A 17514-nucleotide genomic window follows, 5' to 3' on the forward strand; every position below is an offset into this window, starting at 1 on the left:
TAGCTTTTATTATATCACTATTTTCATTATTTTGCCAAGTTCTATGAAACTTTCTTTTAGACTTGCACCACCCACTAAACCACCATCAATATCTGGTTGTATTATTAATTTAAAGAAATTATTTGGTTTAATACTTCCACCGTACAATATTCTTATCTTTTCTGAGGCTTCATCACCGTACATTTCTTTAATCAAGTTTCTTATAAATTTGTGCACTTCTTGTGCTTGATGTGGAGTTGCAACTTTACCCGTACCAATTGCCCAAACCGGCTCATAGGCGATTATTACTTTTTCGATATCCTTAACTCCTTTTAGTCCTTTTTTTATTTGTGTTTCAATAACAGCAAATGTAAGATTATTTTCCCTTTCTTCTAATTTTTCGCCCACACAGAAGATGGGATTTAAACCAACTTCTAGGGCTTTTAATATTTTTTTGTTGATTAATTCATCGGATTCTCTAAAGATATTTCTTCTTTCGCTGTGACCTAAAATAACGTATTCTACACCAGCATCTTTAAGCATTTTCCAAGAAATTTCTCCTGTAAATGCACCTTCATCTTCAGAATACATGTTCTGAGCTGCAAGTTTTATGTTTGAATCTTTTAATATTTCATATACAGCAGGAATTGATATAAATGTTGGTGCTATTATTACATCAAATCCTTTCATTTTTGCAAACCCATTTAGTAATATAGATGCAAAATGCATGGATTCAGAAGGAGTTTTATTCATTTTCCAATTACCTGCAAGAATTAATCTTCTATTTTTTTTTTATTAGCTATAGCTGCAATACCAGGTAGTTCTTTTCCTTCTAGGAATTCAAGAGATGCGCCACCTCCAGTTGAGACATGTGAGACTTTATCTTTTAATTTAAATTTAGATATAGCTGCTGCACTATCACCACCACCAATAATTGTTGTTGCTCCTTTTTCAGTTTCATTTGCGATAGCAAGAGCTATTTCTTTTGTTCCATTTTCAAAGTCTTCAATTTCAAATACTCCCATAGGTCCATTCCATGCAATTGTTTTTGCATTTGCTATTTTTTCTTCAAAGAGGTTTATTGATTCTGGACCAATATCAAGGCCCATCCAACCTTCTGGAATGCCTTCATCAATCTTGAATATTTTTTTCTCAACACCACTTTCTATTTTTTGTGCGCATACGGCATCTACGGGTAATATAAATTCTACTCCTTTTTCTTTTGCAGAATCGAGAATTTTTTTTGCAAGATCTAATTTGTCTTCTTCAACCAATGAGGAACCAACATCTTTTCCAAGCGCCTTTAAGAAAGTAAACATCATTGCTCCACCGATTAAAATCTTGTCGGCTTTGTTTAATAGATTGGTTATAACACCTATTTTGTCTGAAACTTTTGCACCACCGAGAATTACTACGTATGGTTTTTCTGGATTTGATGTTGCTTTGGAAAGAAACTTTATTTCTTTTTCCATTAAAAACCCTGCTACACTTGGGATGTATTGGGCAATGCCGACATTACTTGCATGTGCTCTATGTGCTGTTCCAAAGGCGTCATTTACGTGTATATCTGCAAGCTCAGCCCATTTTTTGGCAAGTTCTGGATCATTTTTTGTTTCACCTTTATCAAAACGGGTATTTTCAAGAAGAATAATATCTCCAGGGTTTGCATTTGCAATTGCTTTATTTACAGGTTCACCGTATAATTCTGGAACAAATATTACTTCTTTATCCAGTAGTTCACTGAGTCTTTGAGCAACAGGTTTAAGTGAAAATTCAGGTTTTCTTTCACCTTTTGGTCTTCCAAGATGTGACAAAAGAATAACTAATGCTCCATTTTCAATTGCATATTTTATTGTAGGTAGTGCCTCTACAATTCTTGTATCATCTGTTATGATTCCATCTTTTAAAGGGACATTAAAATCTACTCTCATAATTAATTTTTTACCATTTAAATCTAAATCCTTGATTGTCATTTTTTCCATTGATATTTCCCTCCCTTTTAACAATGGGGGCAGCTTTGCCCCCATTGGTATTAAAAATGGAATAGATTATAACATTTTTTCTACAAGTTCTAGTGTATCTACGACTCTACAAGTGTATCCGTACTCATTGTCGTACCAAGAGAAAATGTTTACCAATTTTCCATCCATTACTTTTGTAAGGGTAGAATCAAAGATTCCTGCATATCTTGTACCAACTATATCTCCACTTACTATTGGTTCAGTATTGTATCCTATAATACCTTTTAATTTGCCTTCTGTTGCTTTTCTTACGACTTCGTTTACTTCTTCTGCGGTAGTTTCTTTTTCAACTATTATACTTAAGTTTGTAAGTGAACCAACTGGTGTTGGTACCCTTATTGCCATACCATCGAGTTTTCCTTTCAATTCTGGAACAACCAAAGCAACGGCTTTTGCAGCACCTGTTGTTGTAGGAATAATATTTATAGCAGCAGCTCTTGCCCTTCTTAAGTCTTTGTGTGGAAGATCAAGTATTCTCTGGTCATTTGTATATGAGTGAACTGTTATAAGATGACCTGTTACAATTTTAAATTCATCGTTAATTACTTTTGCAATAGCTGCTATAGAGTTTGTTGTACAAGATGCACATGAAATAATTGCATGCTCAGGTTTTAATTGTTCTTCATTACAGCCTAAAACTACTGTAATATCTTCACCTTTTGCGGGAGCGGTAATAACAACTTTTTTTGCACCTGCCTTGATGTGCTTTTCTGCTCCTTCTCTTTTTCTAAATACACCTGTAGATTCGACTACAACGTCAATTCCTAAATCTTTCCATGGAAGATTTTCTGGATCTTTTTCAGCAAATATTTTGATTTCTTTACCATCAATAATAATGGAGTTTTCTGTTGCTTTTACTTCGTTGGGTAAAATCTTGTGTACCGAATCATATTTGAAAAGATGAGCTAATGTTTTTGCATCGGTTAAATCGTTAATGGCTACAACTTCAATGTCGCTATTGCGGCGTATGAGTTCCCTAAGTACTAACCTTCCAATTCTTCCAAATCCGTTAATGGCTATTCTCATGTTTTCCCTCCTTTTTTCATGGTCCTCGTGAAAAATTTTACTATCTTTTTTTGACATCCAATCTACAAATTCAATAAAATTTTTGTTACAATTAGAATAAAAATTCTATGGTATGGATATTTTCTGGGTTTACAAACATTACACCTACTGCCGTTTCAATTAAAAAACTATTAGATTCAAATTTAAGTATCTTTGCGTGTATTTTCGCGCCATCTCTTAATGTAAATACTATGTTGTATTTTGTATTTTCAGGGTAAATTATTAATTTAATTAAGCTGGTTGGGATGGATATAATACCTTTTTCTACGGTGAATGTGATTACGTCACCAAGTCTTGAAGAAAAGTTTGCACTAAATGTTCCTCCTGTTTTTAAAGTAATTTTTAATTTATCAGTTTTCCCTGGGATAATGGATGTATACTGTTTGTTTTCAGTATTTTTTTGTGTTTCTACAAAATTGGAGTATTTAATAGCATCTCTACTTGAAAACACAAATGTTCCGTTATTTGGTAGAAGTACAGTGCCTGAATTTCCATCAAACTTTGTGAGTTTTCCGGGAATATTGATCCATTCATTTTCGTTTGGTTCGATCCATGCGCCAGCTATTGGAGTAGCACTTTCATCGAAATATACTTCTTTTATCAAATCTGTGTACGATACAATTTGCCCTACAATAGATTTAATGCTTATAATATTTGAATTGATAGTCTGTATTTCTCCTTTTATTTGACTGCCATCTTTGAGAACTATAGTATCTGAAAAAGCTAATATTGTAATCAAAGTTAAAAGTGTAATAAAGATCTTTTTCATTGTTTTTCCTCCTTATATTTCAATTTTAAAAAATATACTTAGTTCTAAGATGTTTTTTTGTTCATTTGAGGGGGCAAAGTATGGTAAGCCATTTGCATCGTTTGCATCCACTTTCTTTAAAACATTAAATATCTTTCCAATTTTGGAGTTAAATCCTAAACTAATTATATCAAATTTTTTAAGGACACTGAAATGTAAAAATACACTTTTTTCAAGTTTGGATTCGTTAAGCAAATTAAAATTTGGATCAAATGTGTCTTTGTCTGTCCAAGGATTTATTGGTGATTTTGTTCCAGAGATTACCAACTCAATTGCGGTGTTTAATTTTATTTTGTCTATGTATTCTGCTTCTATCATAAAAGCAAGATTATTTTCTCCATATTTGTATCCAATGTATATATCTTGATAATCTATGGGAAAGTTGTTAAGCTCCAACGTGTTGTAATATGTATAACCATAATAAAATGCGTTACTTGATTCATCGATGCTAGATGGTTGAAATGTGTATTTTGTTGCCCCTGCATGAAAAATCTTTAATTTTATCTTTTCAAGCATTAAAGTGCTTCCAAAAGACCAGGCTATTTTGTCTACTGTATTGTGTTCTGGATTAAAAAACCTGTTTGCGTTAAAGTCATCTATTAAAATCTGTCCGTATAAGTTATAGTACTTACTTTTATATTTTGCAAAAAACCCCATTAAACTGTTATCATTAAATGAATTTCCATATATGTTGTTTATTCTATAGATTTGTATAAAAAAGTTTGGTAAGGGATTGGAAAAATATTCAAAATCAAATATTCTATGAACATATACTGCTGCTTCTTCAAATCCAAATGTAAAGTTATGGATTTTTATAGCGTAATATTTTAAATTAATGCCTTTGTCAATAAAACCATTTTTGTTGTATGTTGCTAGTATATACCTTGACTCGTATAGAAAATTAGAATCTTCATATTTTATTGATGCTTCAGGTTTTGAATGGCCGAGGGAGGATATGAATAGGGAATAAGGTGAATCTATCACGTCGTAATCTTCGAAATTTCCGAATTTGATTTTTAGATTATTTTGAGTAATTACAATGCCAGCATTTTTTATTTTTATATAATAATCCCCATAAAATTGTGGATAAAATGGGAGAAATTTCCCGTCATTTGACAATTTCATAGATGCCATGAATGAAAAATTATTGTTTGTGTAGGAAAATTCAGGTATAAAGGTATTTGAAAAGTATTTTATTCCGTTGTATAGGGAATTTTCATATGTTAGAGAAAATTTTACGGCGAATAAAAAAGCGGGAAAAGAAATAATCAAAATAAACAAAAACTTTTTCATTAATTTTCCTCCCCTAAATTTTTTTTGCGATTGAAATCAAGTATTGTACCGTGTCTTCAAAGGACATACTTTCATCGATTGATTGTTTTAGAAATTTATTTATTTCTTCTATAAGTTCAATTGATTTGTCTATTTTAGGATTGGTACCTTTTTTATATGCACCAACATCTATTAAATCTTTTGCGTCGTAATATGTTGCAACTAAGTCTCTAAGTTTCATAGCGGCAATCTTGTGTTCTTTAGTAACAATGTCGTTCATTAATCTGCTCACACTCATTAATATGTCAATGGCTGGATAATGGGCTGATTCTGCAAGTTTTCTTGATAGTATTATATGACCATCTACAATTCCACGTACTGTATCAGAAATAGGTTCATTAAAATCATCTGCTTCTACAAGTACAGTGTAAATTCCCGTAATGCTTCCCTTATCTGAATTTCCCGCTCGTTCTAAAATTTTTGGAAGACCTGCAAAAACACTAGGTGGATAACCCCTAGTTGTTGGAGGTTCTCCAGTAGCAAGGCCAACTTCTCTTTGTGCCATTGCCCACCTTGTTAAAGAATCGACCATTAAAAGGACATTATATCCTTTATCTCTAAAGTATTCTGCGATAGCAGTTGCCGTTAGTAAAGCTTTAACTCTTAAAAGAGCAGGTTGATCCGAAGTTGAAACTATAACTATTGAGCGCTTTAATCCATCTTTTTTTAGATCTTTTTCTATGAATTCTCTTACTTCTCTTCCCCTTTCACCAATTAACGATATTACATTTATATCTGCTGAGGTGTTTCTGGCTATCATTCCAAGGAGTGTGCTTTTTCCAACACCACTCCCTGCGAATATTCCTATTCTTTGACCATATCCAAGGGTTAAAAAACCGTCAATTGCTCTTATTCCAACAGATATAGGTGTTGTTATTCTCTTTCTAATCAAAGGGTTTGGAGCTTCTCTTACAATGGGGATCTTTTCTTTTGAAAAGATCTTTTTACCATCCAGTGGTCTTCCAAGGGCATCTATAACTCTTCCAAGCAACTCTTCTGAAACTGGAATACTTACATGTTGTCCCGTTCTTAGTACTTGACACCCTTTTTTTAATCCAGAGATGTCTTCAAGAGGCATCAGAATGACACCACTTTCATTGAATCCAACTACCTCCGCATATGCCTTTCTATATTCGGTAAGTATTTTGCATAGTTCACCAAGAAAGGCATCAGGCCCTTTTGATTCAATTGTTAGTCCCACTATTTTGTTTACTGCACCTATTTTTTGATAGGGTTCAAATTCCAATAATTTCTTTTTTAAAAATTCAAATTTATCCATTTTTAAGAACCTCATCTATAATTTCGTTGATTAATTTCATTTGAAATTTTAGATCAGTATTGATATTTCCTATTTCGGTTTCTGCGATTACACCAAATTGTACTTTAGAATCTTCTATTATTTCAATCCCTTTATTGTTTAGTTGAGAGATAATGTTAGGATCTAATAGTTTGATATCTTCAGGATTTAAGTATAACTTTACATTTTTCATTCCAGCGATGTGAGTTAAAATTTTGTTTAATTTTCTCTTTGTTATCTCTTCATCTATTTCTTTTTCAAGAATTTTTGAAATAATTATTTTTGTTAACTGGAACAAGTCATTTTCAAATTGTTCCACAATTTTTAGTATGTTCTCGTCGAATTTTTGTATTAAAAAATTTATTCTTTCGTTTAATTTGCTAATACTCTCATAAGTAGCCTTTTTTTGAGAGTTAATTAGATTTTCTTTTTCCCTTATCGATTCATCCAAAATTTTTTGTGCATCTTTTTTTGCTTTTTCAATTATCTCATTTGCCTTTTTTTGTGCTTTTTCAATTATCTCATTTGCCTTTTTTTGTGCGTTTTTAATAATATCAGCTTGTTGTTTTACCTCTTCTTTTTCTTTTTTTTCTTCTACATTTTTTTTGTTAATTACTTGAGGAGTGTCAATATACACGTATCTTTTTTTTATTATCATATTTAACACCTCTAATAAAGGGCTGGCGAATGCCAGCCGATTAATAATCAAGTTGTTTGAGACCTTTTTCAATTATTTCTTTTGTATCCCTTGCAATCATTAATTCTTCATTAGTTGGAACTACTAAAACTTTTGTTTTGGAATCAGGAGTTGAAATTATCATTTCTTTGCCTTTTACGTTGTTTTTCTCTTTATCAATTTTTATTCCTAGAAAACTTAGATAATTTTCGCAAATTTCTTCACGAGTAATTGGTGAATTTTCTCCTACCCCAGCAGTAAATGATATAGCATCTACGCCATTCATTGCCGCTGCGTATGCTCCAATGTATTTTGCGATTCTATATTCATATATGTCGAGTACTAATCTGCATAGTGGATCATTTTCAAGTGCTTTATCTTCTATGTCTCTCATATCAGAACTAAAGTTTTTGGACAATCCTAAAACTCCGCTTTTTTTATTTAATATTGTGTAGACTTCTTCGGCGGATAATCCTTCTTTCTCCATTAAGAATGTAACTATAGATGGATCAAGGTCTCCAGAACGAGTTCCCATAACTAAACCTTCAAGAGGTGTGAATCCCATTGAAGTATCGATACTTTTTCCATTCTTAACCGCGGCAATAGAAGCACCGTTACCAAGGTGAACGGTTATGATTTTGGAATTGTTATAGTCGAGTCCCAACAATTCCGCAGTCCTTTTTGAAACATATCTATGACTTGTTCCGTGGAACCCATATCTTCTAACTTTGTACTTTTCATAATATTCATATGGTATTGCGTAGAGATAGGCTTTTTTAGGCATTTTGGCATGGAATGCGGTATCGAAAACTCCTACATTTGGGACACCGGGAAGCAATTTCATAATAGCTTTTATGCCCATAAGATTTGGTGGATTATGTAAAGGTGCAAGGTATGAAAACTCTTCAATAGCATTTATAACTTCATCAGTTATTAATACAGAGCCAGAGAATTTTTCTCCTCCATGTACAACTCTATGACCCACTGCATCGATTTCGTTAAAGTCTTTAATTGCCCCTATTTTTTCGTCTTTTAAAATTTCTAGTACGGCTTTGAGTGCTTCGTCGTGATTAACCATGGGTTTTTCTACAATAAATTTTTCTCCGTTTTTTTTGTGAACTATTCTACTTCCAGGAATACCAATTCTTTCGGCTATACCTTTGCAAAGTACATTTTCATCATCCATGTCAAGAAGTTGGTATTTAATTGACGAACTGCCACTGTTTACAACGAGAACAACCATCTTGATTCCCCCTTTTAAAATTTTAAGCTTTCCCGGCTGCATTAAGGAATTCCAATCTTTCCATAACTACTTCTTTCACAAACTCCATACCTTGTTTGAAATATTTTCGCGGATCAAATTCTTTTTCATTTTCAAGAAGATGTTTTCTAAGACCGGCAAGAAATGCTATTCTAAGGTCTGTATCTGTATTTACTTTATTTATTCCTAGTTTAACACACTCTTTAATATCTTCTTGTGGGACACCTTTTGCACCACCCAGATTTGCCCCGTATTTTTCTGCAAGTTCTACGAATTTTTTTGGTACACTGGATGCACCGTGTAACACCAATGGAATCTTAGTTAATTCTTTAACCTTTTTAAGTCTTTCAAAATCTAATTTTGCTTCCCCTTTAAATTTGAATGCACCGTGGCTTGTACCAATGGCGGGAGCAAGAAAATCTACGCCTGTCTTTTCTACAAATATTTTTGCTTGTTCTGGATCTACTAGAACATTTTCTTCAGCCATAACGTTGTCTTCAATTCCAGCTAATTGTCCTAATTCCGCTTCAACGGATACACCGGATGCGTGTGCCCATTTAACTACTTCTTTTGTAATTTCTAGATTTTTTTCGAAAACTTCGTGTGAAGCATCAATCATTACAGAAGAATACCCGGCTTTAATTGCAGCTGCAATATATTCTAAGTTTTTTCCGTGGTCAAGGTGAAGTGCAATTGGAATGTCTAGTGTTTCAGCGTAGTTTTTGACGGTTTCTACGAAAAACTTTGCTCCTCTTAAAGGATCACCATTTCCAGCGTATTTAATTGCCCCTTCACTTGTTTCTATTATTACGGGCGCCTTTTTTTCTGCAGCTCCTTGTAAAATAGCGATTAAAAACTCTAGGTTGTTAATATTAAAAGCAGGAACTGCGTAATAATTTTTACTTGCTTTTTCCAAAATTTCCTTTGTGTTTACATACATTTTTTCAACCTCCTTTTATATGAAAAATAAATTGTTTTTAATATTTAGGAGTGGAGCGGTAAGCCGGATTCTGTTGCTGGAGGCATCTATCTTGGGAATTTGTTACCAAATTCCTCGAGCGGTCTACCCGGGCTAGTGGGCGGGCCACCCAAGCCCTGCTTGACCTTGCTCCAGGTAGGGGTTGCCAAGCGTATGGATTACTCCATACCTGGTGAGCTCTTACCTCACCGTTCCACCCTTACCATATAGGTGGTCTTCTTCTCTATGGCCCTGTCCAGGGATTACTCCCTCCGGACGTTATCCGGTACCTTGCCCATGGAGTCCGGACTTTCCTCGGCAAGTGCCGCGCCTCCACGCTCCACTCCAGTTTGTCATATTTTCATAATTTTATGATAAAATAGTTTATGATGTTTGATAAAAAGATTATATTTTTGTGGAGCGTATTATTCATCTTTTTTTTGTTTTTCTATTATCCAAAAAGTAATTTAAATTATGTCGAGGAGTCTAATAACGTCCCTAGGTTTATTTTACCATATGAAGATAATTTGTGGATAGTTTCCTCAAATGGTAAAATAATTGACATAGTAGATAATTATAAAGTATTTTCTTCTTTGCCTGTGATTGTGATTCCTATAGATGAAATAGATTATTTTAGAGGGAAGGTTAGTGAAAAATATTTGAAAAATCTATCTTTTGGTATACCTAACTTTGTGTATGAAATAAATTTTGTTGAAAATTACATGGTATTAAACAATAATTCAAAAGTGTTTTTTAATGAGAATTTTGATTTTAAAGTTTATTTTGAAAAGTTGAAAATAGTGTATAAATATATTGAACCAAACGAGGTTTATTATTTTTCTAATGATAGGTTAATAAAGGCGAGGTGAAATATATGGGTAAATGGGATCCTGTAACTTCTATAGATATAGGTAATCATAGTATAAAAGGAGTTGTGATTAATTATTCTAATGATGGGAAAGAAGTTATTGCATATTCAACCATTAAGTCCAAAGGAATTGAATCAGGAGAAATAAAGGATGTTGTTGCGCTTAATGAATCTATGAATGTTTTGATTGAAAATTTGGAGGAACAAATTGGAAAAAATTTAAAAGGAGATTTTTTGGTCTCTTCAAGTGTGGGGAATTTCAAGCTTCAGGAGATTAGGGAAGAATTAATACTTACCGAATCTGAAAGTTCTGTTGCCATTAATGAGAAACACGTAGAAGAGTTGAAAAGTTTGATTTTAGGAACTATACTTGGGGATAATAATAATGTTTATCATTCATATATAAAGAAATATATTTTGGATGAAAAGAAAATAGTTTTTAATCCTGTTAACATGAATGCGAAAAAGTTAGAAGGTGTTTATTCATTTATAATTGGTGACAATATGCATAGAAGTATTGTAGATTATGCCACAAGGGATACAATAGGAGAGGCAGAATATTTCATATCTCCTATTTCAGCGGCAGAAGCTGTTTTGACTAGTTTTGAAAAGGATAGTGGAGTTGTACATGTGGATTTGGGACACTATTCAACTGTGGTTACCATATTCTTGAACAACGCACCTATAAAATTTGTGAGAATTCAAAAATCGATTAGGCATGTTGTATTAGACATAGCGAGGGTTTTGAAGACATCTATAAACGAAGCAGAAAGACTTTTAAAGATTTATGGAATAGCTGTTTTTGAAAATATTGAACCAAGTGTTATAGAATACAAGGCGTTGGATAACAGAACGAATTTAGAGGTAAATAGAGAACTTCTTGCAAGAATAATTTATGCAAGATTAAGGGAAATTTTCTTGAACGTTAGAAAAATTTATAGAGATGCAATGTTAGATTATAAAGAATTTAAAGATTTGGGAATACCAGGTGGTGTGGTTTTGACTGGTGGAGGTGCTAAAATTTCTAGGATTACAGATGTGGCCTCCGATGTGTTGAAATGTTCTGTGAGAGTTGGAAGCTTTGTAAATACAGATGAATTTATCATTGAGGAGAATGAACAAATATTGTCTGATCCGCAATTTTCAGCGGTATTTGGAAATGTTTTGCAATTTGAAAAAGAAGAGAGTTCAGAATTTATATCCAGTAAGAATAAATCAAAAAGTTCTTTTGGATTTGGTGAATTTTTTAGAAAATTGTTTAAGGGGGAATAAATATGGCATTTAATGTAAAAAAAGAAGAGAGTTTTTCAAAAATAATGCCTGTTATAAAAGTTGTTGGTGTTGGAGGAGCAGGTTGTAATGCCGTGAATAGAATGGTTGAGTCTGGTATAGATGATGTGAAGTTTATTGCCGTTAATACAGATGCACAAGTTCTTGAAGTAAGTAAAGCGGATGAAATTGTGCAAATTGGTGAAAAATTAACCAAAGGTTTAGGAGCTGGTGGTAATCCAAAAGTTGGTGAAGAGGCAGCACTTGAAGATAAAAAGAAGTTAGAAGAAATATTAAGGGGAACTGATATGCTCTTTATTACAGCAGGTTTTGGAGGCGGTACTGGTACTGGTGCAGCTCCAGTTATAGCAGAAATTGCTAAAAATTTGGGGATTTTAACTGTTGCAGTTGTTACTACACCGTTTTATTTTGAAGGTGATCCAAGGTGGAAAGCGGCAATGCAGGGAATTAGAAAAATACATCAACACGTAGATACATTAATAAAGATAAGTAATAATAAGTTATTGGAGGAGTTTTCTTCAGATATAACTTTTGTTGATGCTTTCAAAAAGGCAGATGAAACATTGTATCAAGGTATAAAAGGTATTTCCGAATTAATTACCAAAAGGGGCATTATAAATTTAGATTTTGCCGATATTGAATCTGTAATGAGAAATGCGGGAGCAGCAATGCTTGGAATAGGTGTTGGTAAAGGTGAAAATAGAGCTACAATTGCAGCGAGAAATGCGCTTGAAAGTAAATTAGTTGAACATCCTATTGAAAATGCAAATTCAATAATCTTAAATATAACAGCATCTAATAGTTTTAAATTACATGAGATGCAGGAAGCTGCTGTTATAATAAGACAAACATGCAGTGAGAATGCAGATCTCAAACTTGGTATAAATGTTGATCCTGAAATGCCTGAAGATGAAGTAAGAGTGACTTTGATTGCAACAGGTCTTGAGAGAGAAGAAGACTTTTTATACAGTCAAGAAGATATTCCTGCTTTGTTTAAATTTGGGTTGGAGGTAATGGGAAATGATGGAAAAAAAGTATAAACGATTGGGGGATATTTTAATTGATAGGGGGATAATTACAAAAGAAGATTTGGAATATGCATTACAGGTTCAAAAAAAGACAAGAAAGCCAATTGGAGAAGTTTTAGTTGAATTGGGATTTTGTACTTGGAATCAGATAGTAAAAGCATTGTCTAAGCAGTATGAAGTACCTTATTTTGCCGAAAAGCCCAAAGTAGATCCAACATTGAATTTGAATATGAAAAGAGAATTGATGGAGGAATTAAGGGCAGTTCCAATAAAGCTTGATGGAGATAAAATAGTAGTTGTTACAGATAACGTATATAACATTTCTTTGATAAAAAGAAGGTTGAAGTTTCTTTTTGGGAAAGAGATAGAAGTGTATCTTATAGCACCTGATATGTTTGAAGAAGTTTTAATGGAAGTTTCATCGGAAAAAAAGATGGAGTTTGAAGTTTCAGAATCATTATATGAGAATGAAGAAGGAGAAGAAGAGGAAGAAAATTTGGGTGAAATAGAAAATGAAGATACCCCCGTTGTTAGATTAGTAAACAATTTATTAACACATGCTATTGAATTAGATGCAAGCGATATTCATATAGAACCTACTGGGAAGAGAAATGTTGTTGTTAGATATAGAATTGATGGAGTTTTAAAGAAAATAACGGAATATCCAAAAAGTAGTCATGGTTCTGTTGTGGCAAGGATAAAAATTCTATCAAAACTTGATATCACTGAAAGACGAATACCACAGGATGGCAAGTTTTTTATGAATTTAAATTCTGAACAGTATGACTTTAGGGTTTCCACGATGCCGTCTGTTAATGGAGAAAAGGTTGTCATGAGAATTTTAAAAGTTTCTCAATCAAATAAAAAATTAGAAGAATTGGGCTATAGTGATTATAATTATGAAAGAATTAAGCAATTGATAACTCATCCATATGGAATTATATTGGTTACTGGTCCAACTGGTAGTGGAAAAAGTACTACATTGGTTGGAATAATTAATTCCCTTAACGATGAAGCTGTAAATATAGTTACAGCAGAAGATCCAGTAGAATATACTATTGAAGGTGTCACGCAATGTCAAGTAAATCCGGAAATAGGTCTTACATTTGCAAAGTATCTAAGAGCCTTTTTAAGACAAGATCCAGATATCATAATGGTCGGTGAAATTAGGGATAAGGAAACAGCAAATTTGGCTGTTGAGGCATCACTAACTGGGCATTTAGTTTTATCAACGTTGCATACAAATACTGCAGCAGGTGCAATTGATAGATTGCTGAATATGGGGATTGATCCAAGTCTTATCAGTTCTTCATTGATTGGAGTAATTGGCCAAAGATTGGTGAGAAGAGTTTGTAATAATTGTGCAAGAGAGGTATCCCTTGAGGGAGAGTATGCAGAATTTGCTAGAAAGCTTTTTCCTGAGATACCTTTAAAACAAAAAGTAGCAGTGGGATGTGAAGCTTGTAATAATACTGGGTATAAAGGTAGAACCGCTATTAATGAAGTTTTAATAGTAAATGATGAATTAAAATATTTAATAAATAATAGGGTATCACTTTCAGAGATAACAAAGGCTGCAAAGCGGGGAGGGATGCGTACTTTATTTGAGGATGGTCTTTACAAAGTTTTGAATGGAGAAACAACTCTTGAGGAAATTATAAGGGTGACAGGTGGAATGTATGAGGAATGAAGAATATAAGAAAAAATTGGAGGAAAAGGAAAAAAAACTAAAAGAAGAAATTCAAGGTTATAGAAAAAGAAGTATTTATATACTTTTTATAAATATAGTAGTTGTTCTTGTTATTTTTTTCTTGTTCAAAAGTTTGAATGTAAAAAATCCAAATTTAGTGAATGGATTTCAGGTTATTATTAAACATAAAACTGAGTTTTTTTCCAACGAAGAGATTGATGCAAAGGTTTATCTTATAAATACAAGAAATGCTTTGCAAAGTTTTGTGATTAATAATTTCCGTTTTAAAATTTTAAAAGAAAATATCCCTATATATAATTTCTACTACAATTCAAGTGTAAATTCTAATGTTGATAAACTTTCAAGTGTCTTGGTTTTTGATCTAAAGCGAGAAGTCACTATTAAGAATTTGACTGCTGGAATTTATAAAATTGTAGTTAATTTAAACTTAAATGGAAAAGATATAGAAGTTGAAAATACTTTCAATGTCAAAGAAGAAATATTAAAAGAAATATCTATGGATCCATTTTATATAGTTGGTGAAAAAATTTATCCACAAATTGTTATTGAAAATAAGACATCTACATCTGTGGAACTTAATGTAGAATCTTTAGAGTGGATTTTAGGAGGTAAATCATTTAAGGATATAAATTTAGGAAAATACAAACTTTTTAGTGGTGAAAGACTTTTTTTGGAATCTTCAAAACCATTTTTAGCCGAAAAAACGGGAATATTTACTTTAAAGTGTAGCTTAGTTATTAACGGACAGCTAAATGAGATTTTAAATAAATTTTTGGTTGTAAATGAGGTAGAAAGAAATTTAGAAGATTTAAAATTAAGAATATATTCCGATGAATATTTGAAGAAAAACTCACCTGTTAAATTTTCTTTTGAGATAAATAATCTCAAAAATAAAGAAAGGTATATTTTGATAAGAAAGGTAAATGTGTTAGTTCCAGAAGAAAATTATTCGTATGAAGTTAGTAATATGAAGGTTTTTTTAAACAAATATGGTGGGGTAACTTTATTTGAACTTCCTTTAATGTTTGAAAATAGTGGAAAGCACACGATAATTTTCAGATTAGTTTCCGACAATGAGATTTCGAAAGTTTTAACTTTAAATGTTCCGTGATATAATACATAAAGGAAAATAACAAATAATTTGGGAGGTGTTTTGATGAAGGAACCTATTATAAAGGAAACGGAAGAAAAGATGAAAAAAAGTGTGAATTCGATTGATGAAGAATTAAAAAAATTGAGAACAGGAAGACCATCTCCTGCACTTTTAGAAGAAATAAAAGTAGATTACTATGGAGTGCCTACTCCAGTAAATCAGGTTGCAACGGTAAATGTAACAGAAGAACGTTCGTTGATTATTAAGCCTTGGGAGAAAAATTTACTTGGAGCTATAGAAAAGGCAATTCAAAGTAGTGATTTAGGATTAAATCCAATGAATGATGGTAATGTTGTTAGATTGGTATTTCCTACTCCAACCACAGAACAAAGACAGAAATGGGTAAAAAAAGCAAAAGACATAGTTGAACATGGGAAAATTGCCGTTAGGAATATAAGAAGAGATAGTATAAAGGTGTTAAAAGAAATGAAAAAAGATGGAGAAATTTCTGAGGATGATGAAAGAAGGTTAGAAAAGGAAATACAAAACTTAACTGACAAATATGTTGAAGAGTTGGATAAGTTATTTGAGAAGAAAGAAAAGGAGATAATGGAGTTTTAATATGTTGCGGCATATAGCTTTTATAATGGATGGAAATGGAAGATGGGCGAAAAGACAAAATAAGCCTAGAATGTATGGTCATTACAAGGGAGCGTATAAAATTGAGGAAGTAGTAAGATGGTCTGCAAAACGTGGTGTAAAGTACACCACGTTTTATGCATTTTCAACGGAAAATTGGAAAAGACCGAAAAAAGAAGTAAATTTTATCTTTGGCCTTCTGCAGAGTAAAATTGCTGAATTTTACGAAAGAATGGATAAAGAAGGAGTAAAACTAGTCTTTTCAGGACGTCTAAAAGAATTGGGTGATAAGATATACAATATTTGTAGAGAATATGAAGAAAAGACGAAGAATAATGAGAGAATAGTTGTAAATATGGCAATAAATTACGGAGGGAGAGCAGAGATAATAGATGCTGTTAATAGAATTTTAGAGAGTGGACTACAGAAAATAGATGAAAATATTTTTAATTCGTTTCTTTATAGACCTGAAATTCCTGATCCAGATTTGATAATTAGAACTTCTGGAGAAATGAGGTTAAGTAATTTTTTAACATGGGAAGCTGCGTACAGTGAACTTTATTTTACAAATGTTTTGTGGCCAGATTTTTCAGAAAAAGATTTGCAAGAGGCGATAGATGATTATTTCAAAAGGAATAGGAGATTTGGGGGGATAAAGTGAAAGAAGAAACCAAAGTTAGGCTTTTTTCCGCATTAATTGTTGCGCCGGTTGTTGTTATATGCTTTGTTTCGTATCAAAGTTTGATAGGGCTAGTTTCCGCTATTGTTTTTTTGGCAAGTTCTGAGTTATATTTTTCAACGTTGATGAAGTACAAAAAAATGGGAGTAATTGTATTGTATATTATCATTGTTTCCGCATTTCCCGTTTTGTTTGGTTTATGGTTTATAAATTTTTCTATGGAATTGTTTAGTGTATTATTTATAATGGGTATTTTAGTAACATTAGTTTTGGTAAAGAATAAAGATATAGTTATGGAATATTTTGGTGTTTTTTCCATATCTATGATTTACATTTCATTTAATCTTTCTTTTTTTATTCCACTTTATAAATATTATGGTGCATCGCTGGCTTTACTAACATTAACTCTATCCTGGGCATATGATAGTTTTGCGTACTTTTTTGGTCTTGCTTTTGGGAAACACAAATTATCTAAAGTTTACAGTCCAAATAAAAGTTATGAAGGGCTTTTTGGAGGAATTTTTGGTACATTTATTTATGTTTTAATTTATTTTTATGTTATGAAAACCTTTTTTCAATGCAATACTAATATTAGTTATTTGTATTCTGTGCCTTTTGCTATAATTACAGGACTATTTGATACATTGGGAGATCTTTTTGAATCTGCTATAAAGAGGGCATATGGTTTAAAGCATATAGGAAAATTTATGCCTGGACATGGAGGAATGTTAGATAGAATAGATGGATTGTTATTTGTTGCTCCGATTATATTTATATTTTTGAAAATTTTTGTAGGTTAAGGAGGTAAC

Annotated in this window: 17 protein-coding genes and 1 other RNA gene; 8 read left to right on the plus strand and 10 right to left on the minus strand. The window is 32.3% G+C overall.

Features of this window, described 5'->3' with window-relative positions; translation table 11 throughout:
- Positions 1 to 9: 9 nt before the first annotated feature.
- The 10 genes from tpiA to rnpB form a co-directional block, all read right to left on the minus strand.
- Complete coding sequence (gene tpiA / locus XJ44_RS07080; protein WP_269844026.1) at positions 10 to 753, minus strand: triose-phosphate isomerase; 744 nt, start codon at positions 751 to 753, stop codon at positions 10 to 12.
- The gene (locus XJ44_RS07085) at positions 753 to 1961 is read right to left on the minus strand and encodes a phosphoglycerate kinase (RefSeq protein ID WP_077198531.1); all 1209 of its coding nucleotides are present in this window, start codon (positions 1959 to 1961) and stop codon (positions 753 to 755) included. The genes tpiA and XJ44_RS07085 overlap by 1 nt, the downstream gene beginning before the upstream one ends.
- Positions 1962 to 2027: 66 nt before the next feature.
- Complete coding sequence (gene gap / locus XJ44_RS07090) at positions 2028 to 3026, minus strand: type I glyceraldehyde-3-phosphate dehydrogenase (RefSeq protein WP_077198532.1); 999 nt, start codon at positions 3024 to 3026, stop codon at positions 2028 to 2030.
- 91 nt (positions 3027 to 3117) lie between these two features.
- A complete protein-coding gene (locus tag XJ44_RS07095; protein ID WP_075666290.1) occupies positions 3118 to 3834 on the minus strand; it encodes a hypothetical protein in 717 nt (238 codons plus the stop codon).
- Positions 3835 to 3846: 12 nt separating this feature from the next.
- On the minus strand, positions 3847 to 5166 hold the full coding sequence (locus XJ44_RS07100) for a hypothetical protein (RefSeq protein ID WP_077198533.1): 1320 nt from the start codon (positions 5164 to 5166) through the stop codon (positions 3847 to 3849).
- Positions 5167 to 5179: 13 nt separating this feature from the next.
- Positions 5180 to 6484: a flagellar protein export ATPase FliI gene (fliI, locus tag XJ44_RS07105; RefSeq protein WP_075666292.1), complete on the minus strand. Its 1305-nt coding sequence runs from the start codon at positions 6482 to 6484 to the stop codon at positions 5180 to 5182.
- On the minus strand, positions 6477 to 7160 hold the full coding sequence (locus XJ44_RS07110) for a FliH/SctL family protein (protein WP_077198534.1): 684 nt from the start codon (positions 7158 to 7160) through the stop codon (positions 6477 to 6479). Before XJ44_RS07110 ends, fliI begins: the two co-directional genes overlap by 8 nt.
- A 40-nt stretch (positions 7161 to 7200) precedes the next feature.
- On the minus strand, positions 7201 to 8421 hold the full coding sequence (gene ackA, locus XJ44_RS07115) for an acetate kinase (RefSeq protein ID WP_077198535.1): 1221 nt from the start codon (positions 8419 to 8421) through the stop codon (positions 7201 to 7203).
- 22 nt (positions 8422 to 8443) lie between these two features.
- Positions 8444 to 9379: a class II fructose-1,6-bisphosphate aldolase gene (gene fba, locus XJ44_RS07120; RefSeq protein ID WP_077198536.1), complete on the minus strand. Its 936-nt coding sequence runs from the start codon at positions 9377 to 9379 to the stop codon at positions 8444 to 8446.
- A 43-nt stretch (positions 9380 to 9422) separates the two neighbouring features.
- An RNA gene (rnpB, locus tag XJ44_RS07125) (RNase P RNA component class A) lies at positions 9423 to 9744 on the minus strand.
- A gap of 39 nt (positions 9745 to 9783) precedes the next feature.
- Between rnpB and XJ44_RS07130 the strand changes: the two genes are divergently transcribed.
- From XJ44_RS07130 to XJ44_RS07165, 8 genes are read left to right on the plus strand one after another with little or no spacing between them, the layout of a single operon-like run.
- Positions 9784 to 10266, plus strand: coding sequence for a DUF4894 domain-containing protein (locus tag XJ44_RS07130; RefSeq protein WP_232218175.1), 483 nt, complete (start codon positions 9784 to 9786; stop codon positions 10264 to 10266).
- Positions 10267 to 10271: 5 nt separating this feature from the next.
- Positions 10272 to 11537 carry a cell division protein FtsA gene (ftsA, locus tag XJ44_RS07135; RefSeq protein WP_077198537.1) on the plus strand — a complete coding sequence of 422 codons (1266 nt, stop codon included), beginning with the start codon at positions 10272 to 10274 and terminating at the stop codon, positions 11535 to 11537.
- 2 nt (positions 11538 to 11539) lie between these two features.
- Positions 11540 to 12595: a cell division protein FtsZ gene (ftsZ, locus tag XJ44_RS07140; RefSeq protein ID WP_075666297.1), complete on the plus strand. Its 1056-nt coding sequence runs from the start codon at positions 11540 to 11542 to the stop codon at positions 12593 to 12595.
- Positions 12576 to 14273, plus strand: coding sequence for a GspE/PulE family protein (locus tag XJ44_RS07145; RefSeq protein ID WP_084758784.1), 1698 nt, complete (start codon positions 12576 to 12578; stop codon positions 14271 to 14273). Before ftsZ ends, XJ44_RS07145 begins: the two co-directional genes overlap by 20 nt.
- Positions 14263 to 15405, plus strand: a complete 1143-nt coding sequence (locus XJ44_RS07150; protein ID WP_075666298.1) for a hypothetical protein — start codon at positions 14263 to 14265, stop codon at positions 15403 to 15405. The genes XJ44_RS07145 and XJ44_RS07150 overlap by 11 nt, the downstream gene beginning before the upstream one ends.
- Positions 15406 to 15450: 45 nt before the next feature.
- Entirely contained in the window at positions 15451 to 16008 is a 558-nt protein-coding gene (gene frr, locus XJ44_RS07155; protein ID WP_077198538.1) for a ribosome recycling factor, read from the plus strand.
- A 1-nt stretch (position 16009) separates the two neighbouring features.
- Positions 16010 to 16687, plus strand: a complete 678-nt coding sequence (gene uppS / locus XJ44_RS07160; RefSeq protein WP_075666300.1) for a polyprenyl diphosphate synthase — start codon at positions 16010 to 16012, stop codon at positions 16685 to 16687.
- Positions 16684 to 17505 carry a phosphatidate cytidylyltransferase gene (locus XJ44_RS07165; RefSeq protein ID WP_077198539.1) on the plus strand — a complete coding sequence of 274 codons (822 nt, stop codon included), beginning with the start codon at positions 16684 to 16686 and terminating at the stop codon, positions 17503 to 17505. The genes uppS and XJ44_RS07165 overlap by 4 nt, the downstream gene beginning before the upstream one ends.
- The last annotated feature ends 9 nt before the right edge of the window (positions 17506 to 17514 follow it).

It is taken from the genome of Thermosipho affectus (genome assembly GCF_001990485.1).
In the GTDB taxonomy this organism is placed as follows: Bacteria; Thermotogota; Thermotogae; order Thermotogales; family Fervidobacteriaceae; genus Thermosipho; species Thermosipho affectus.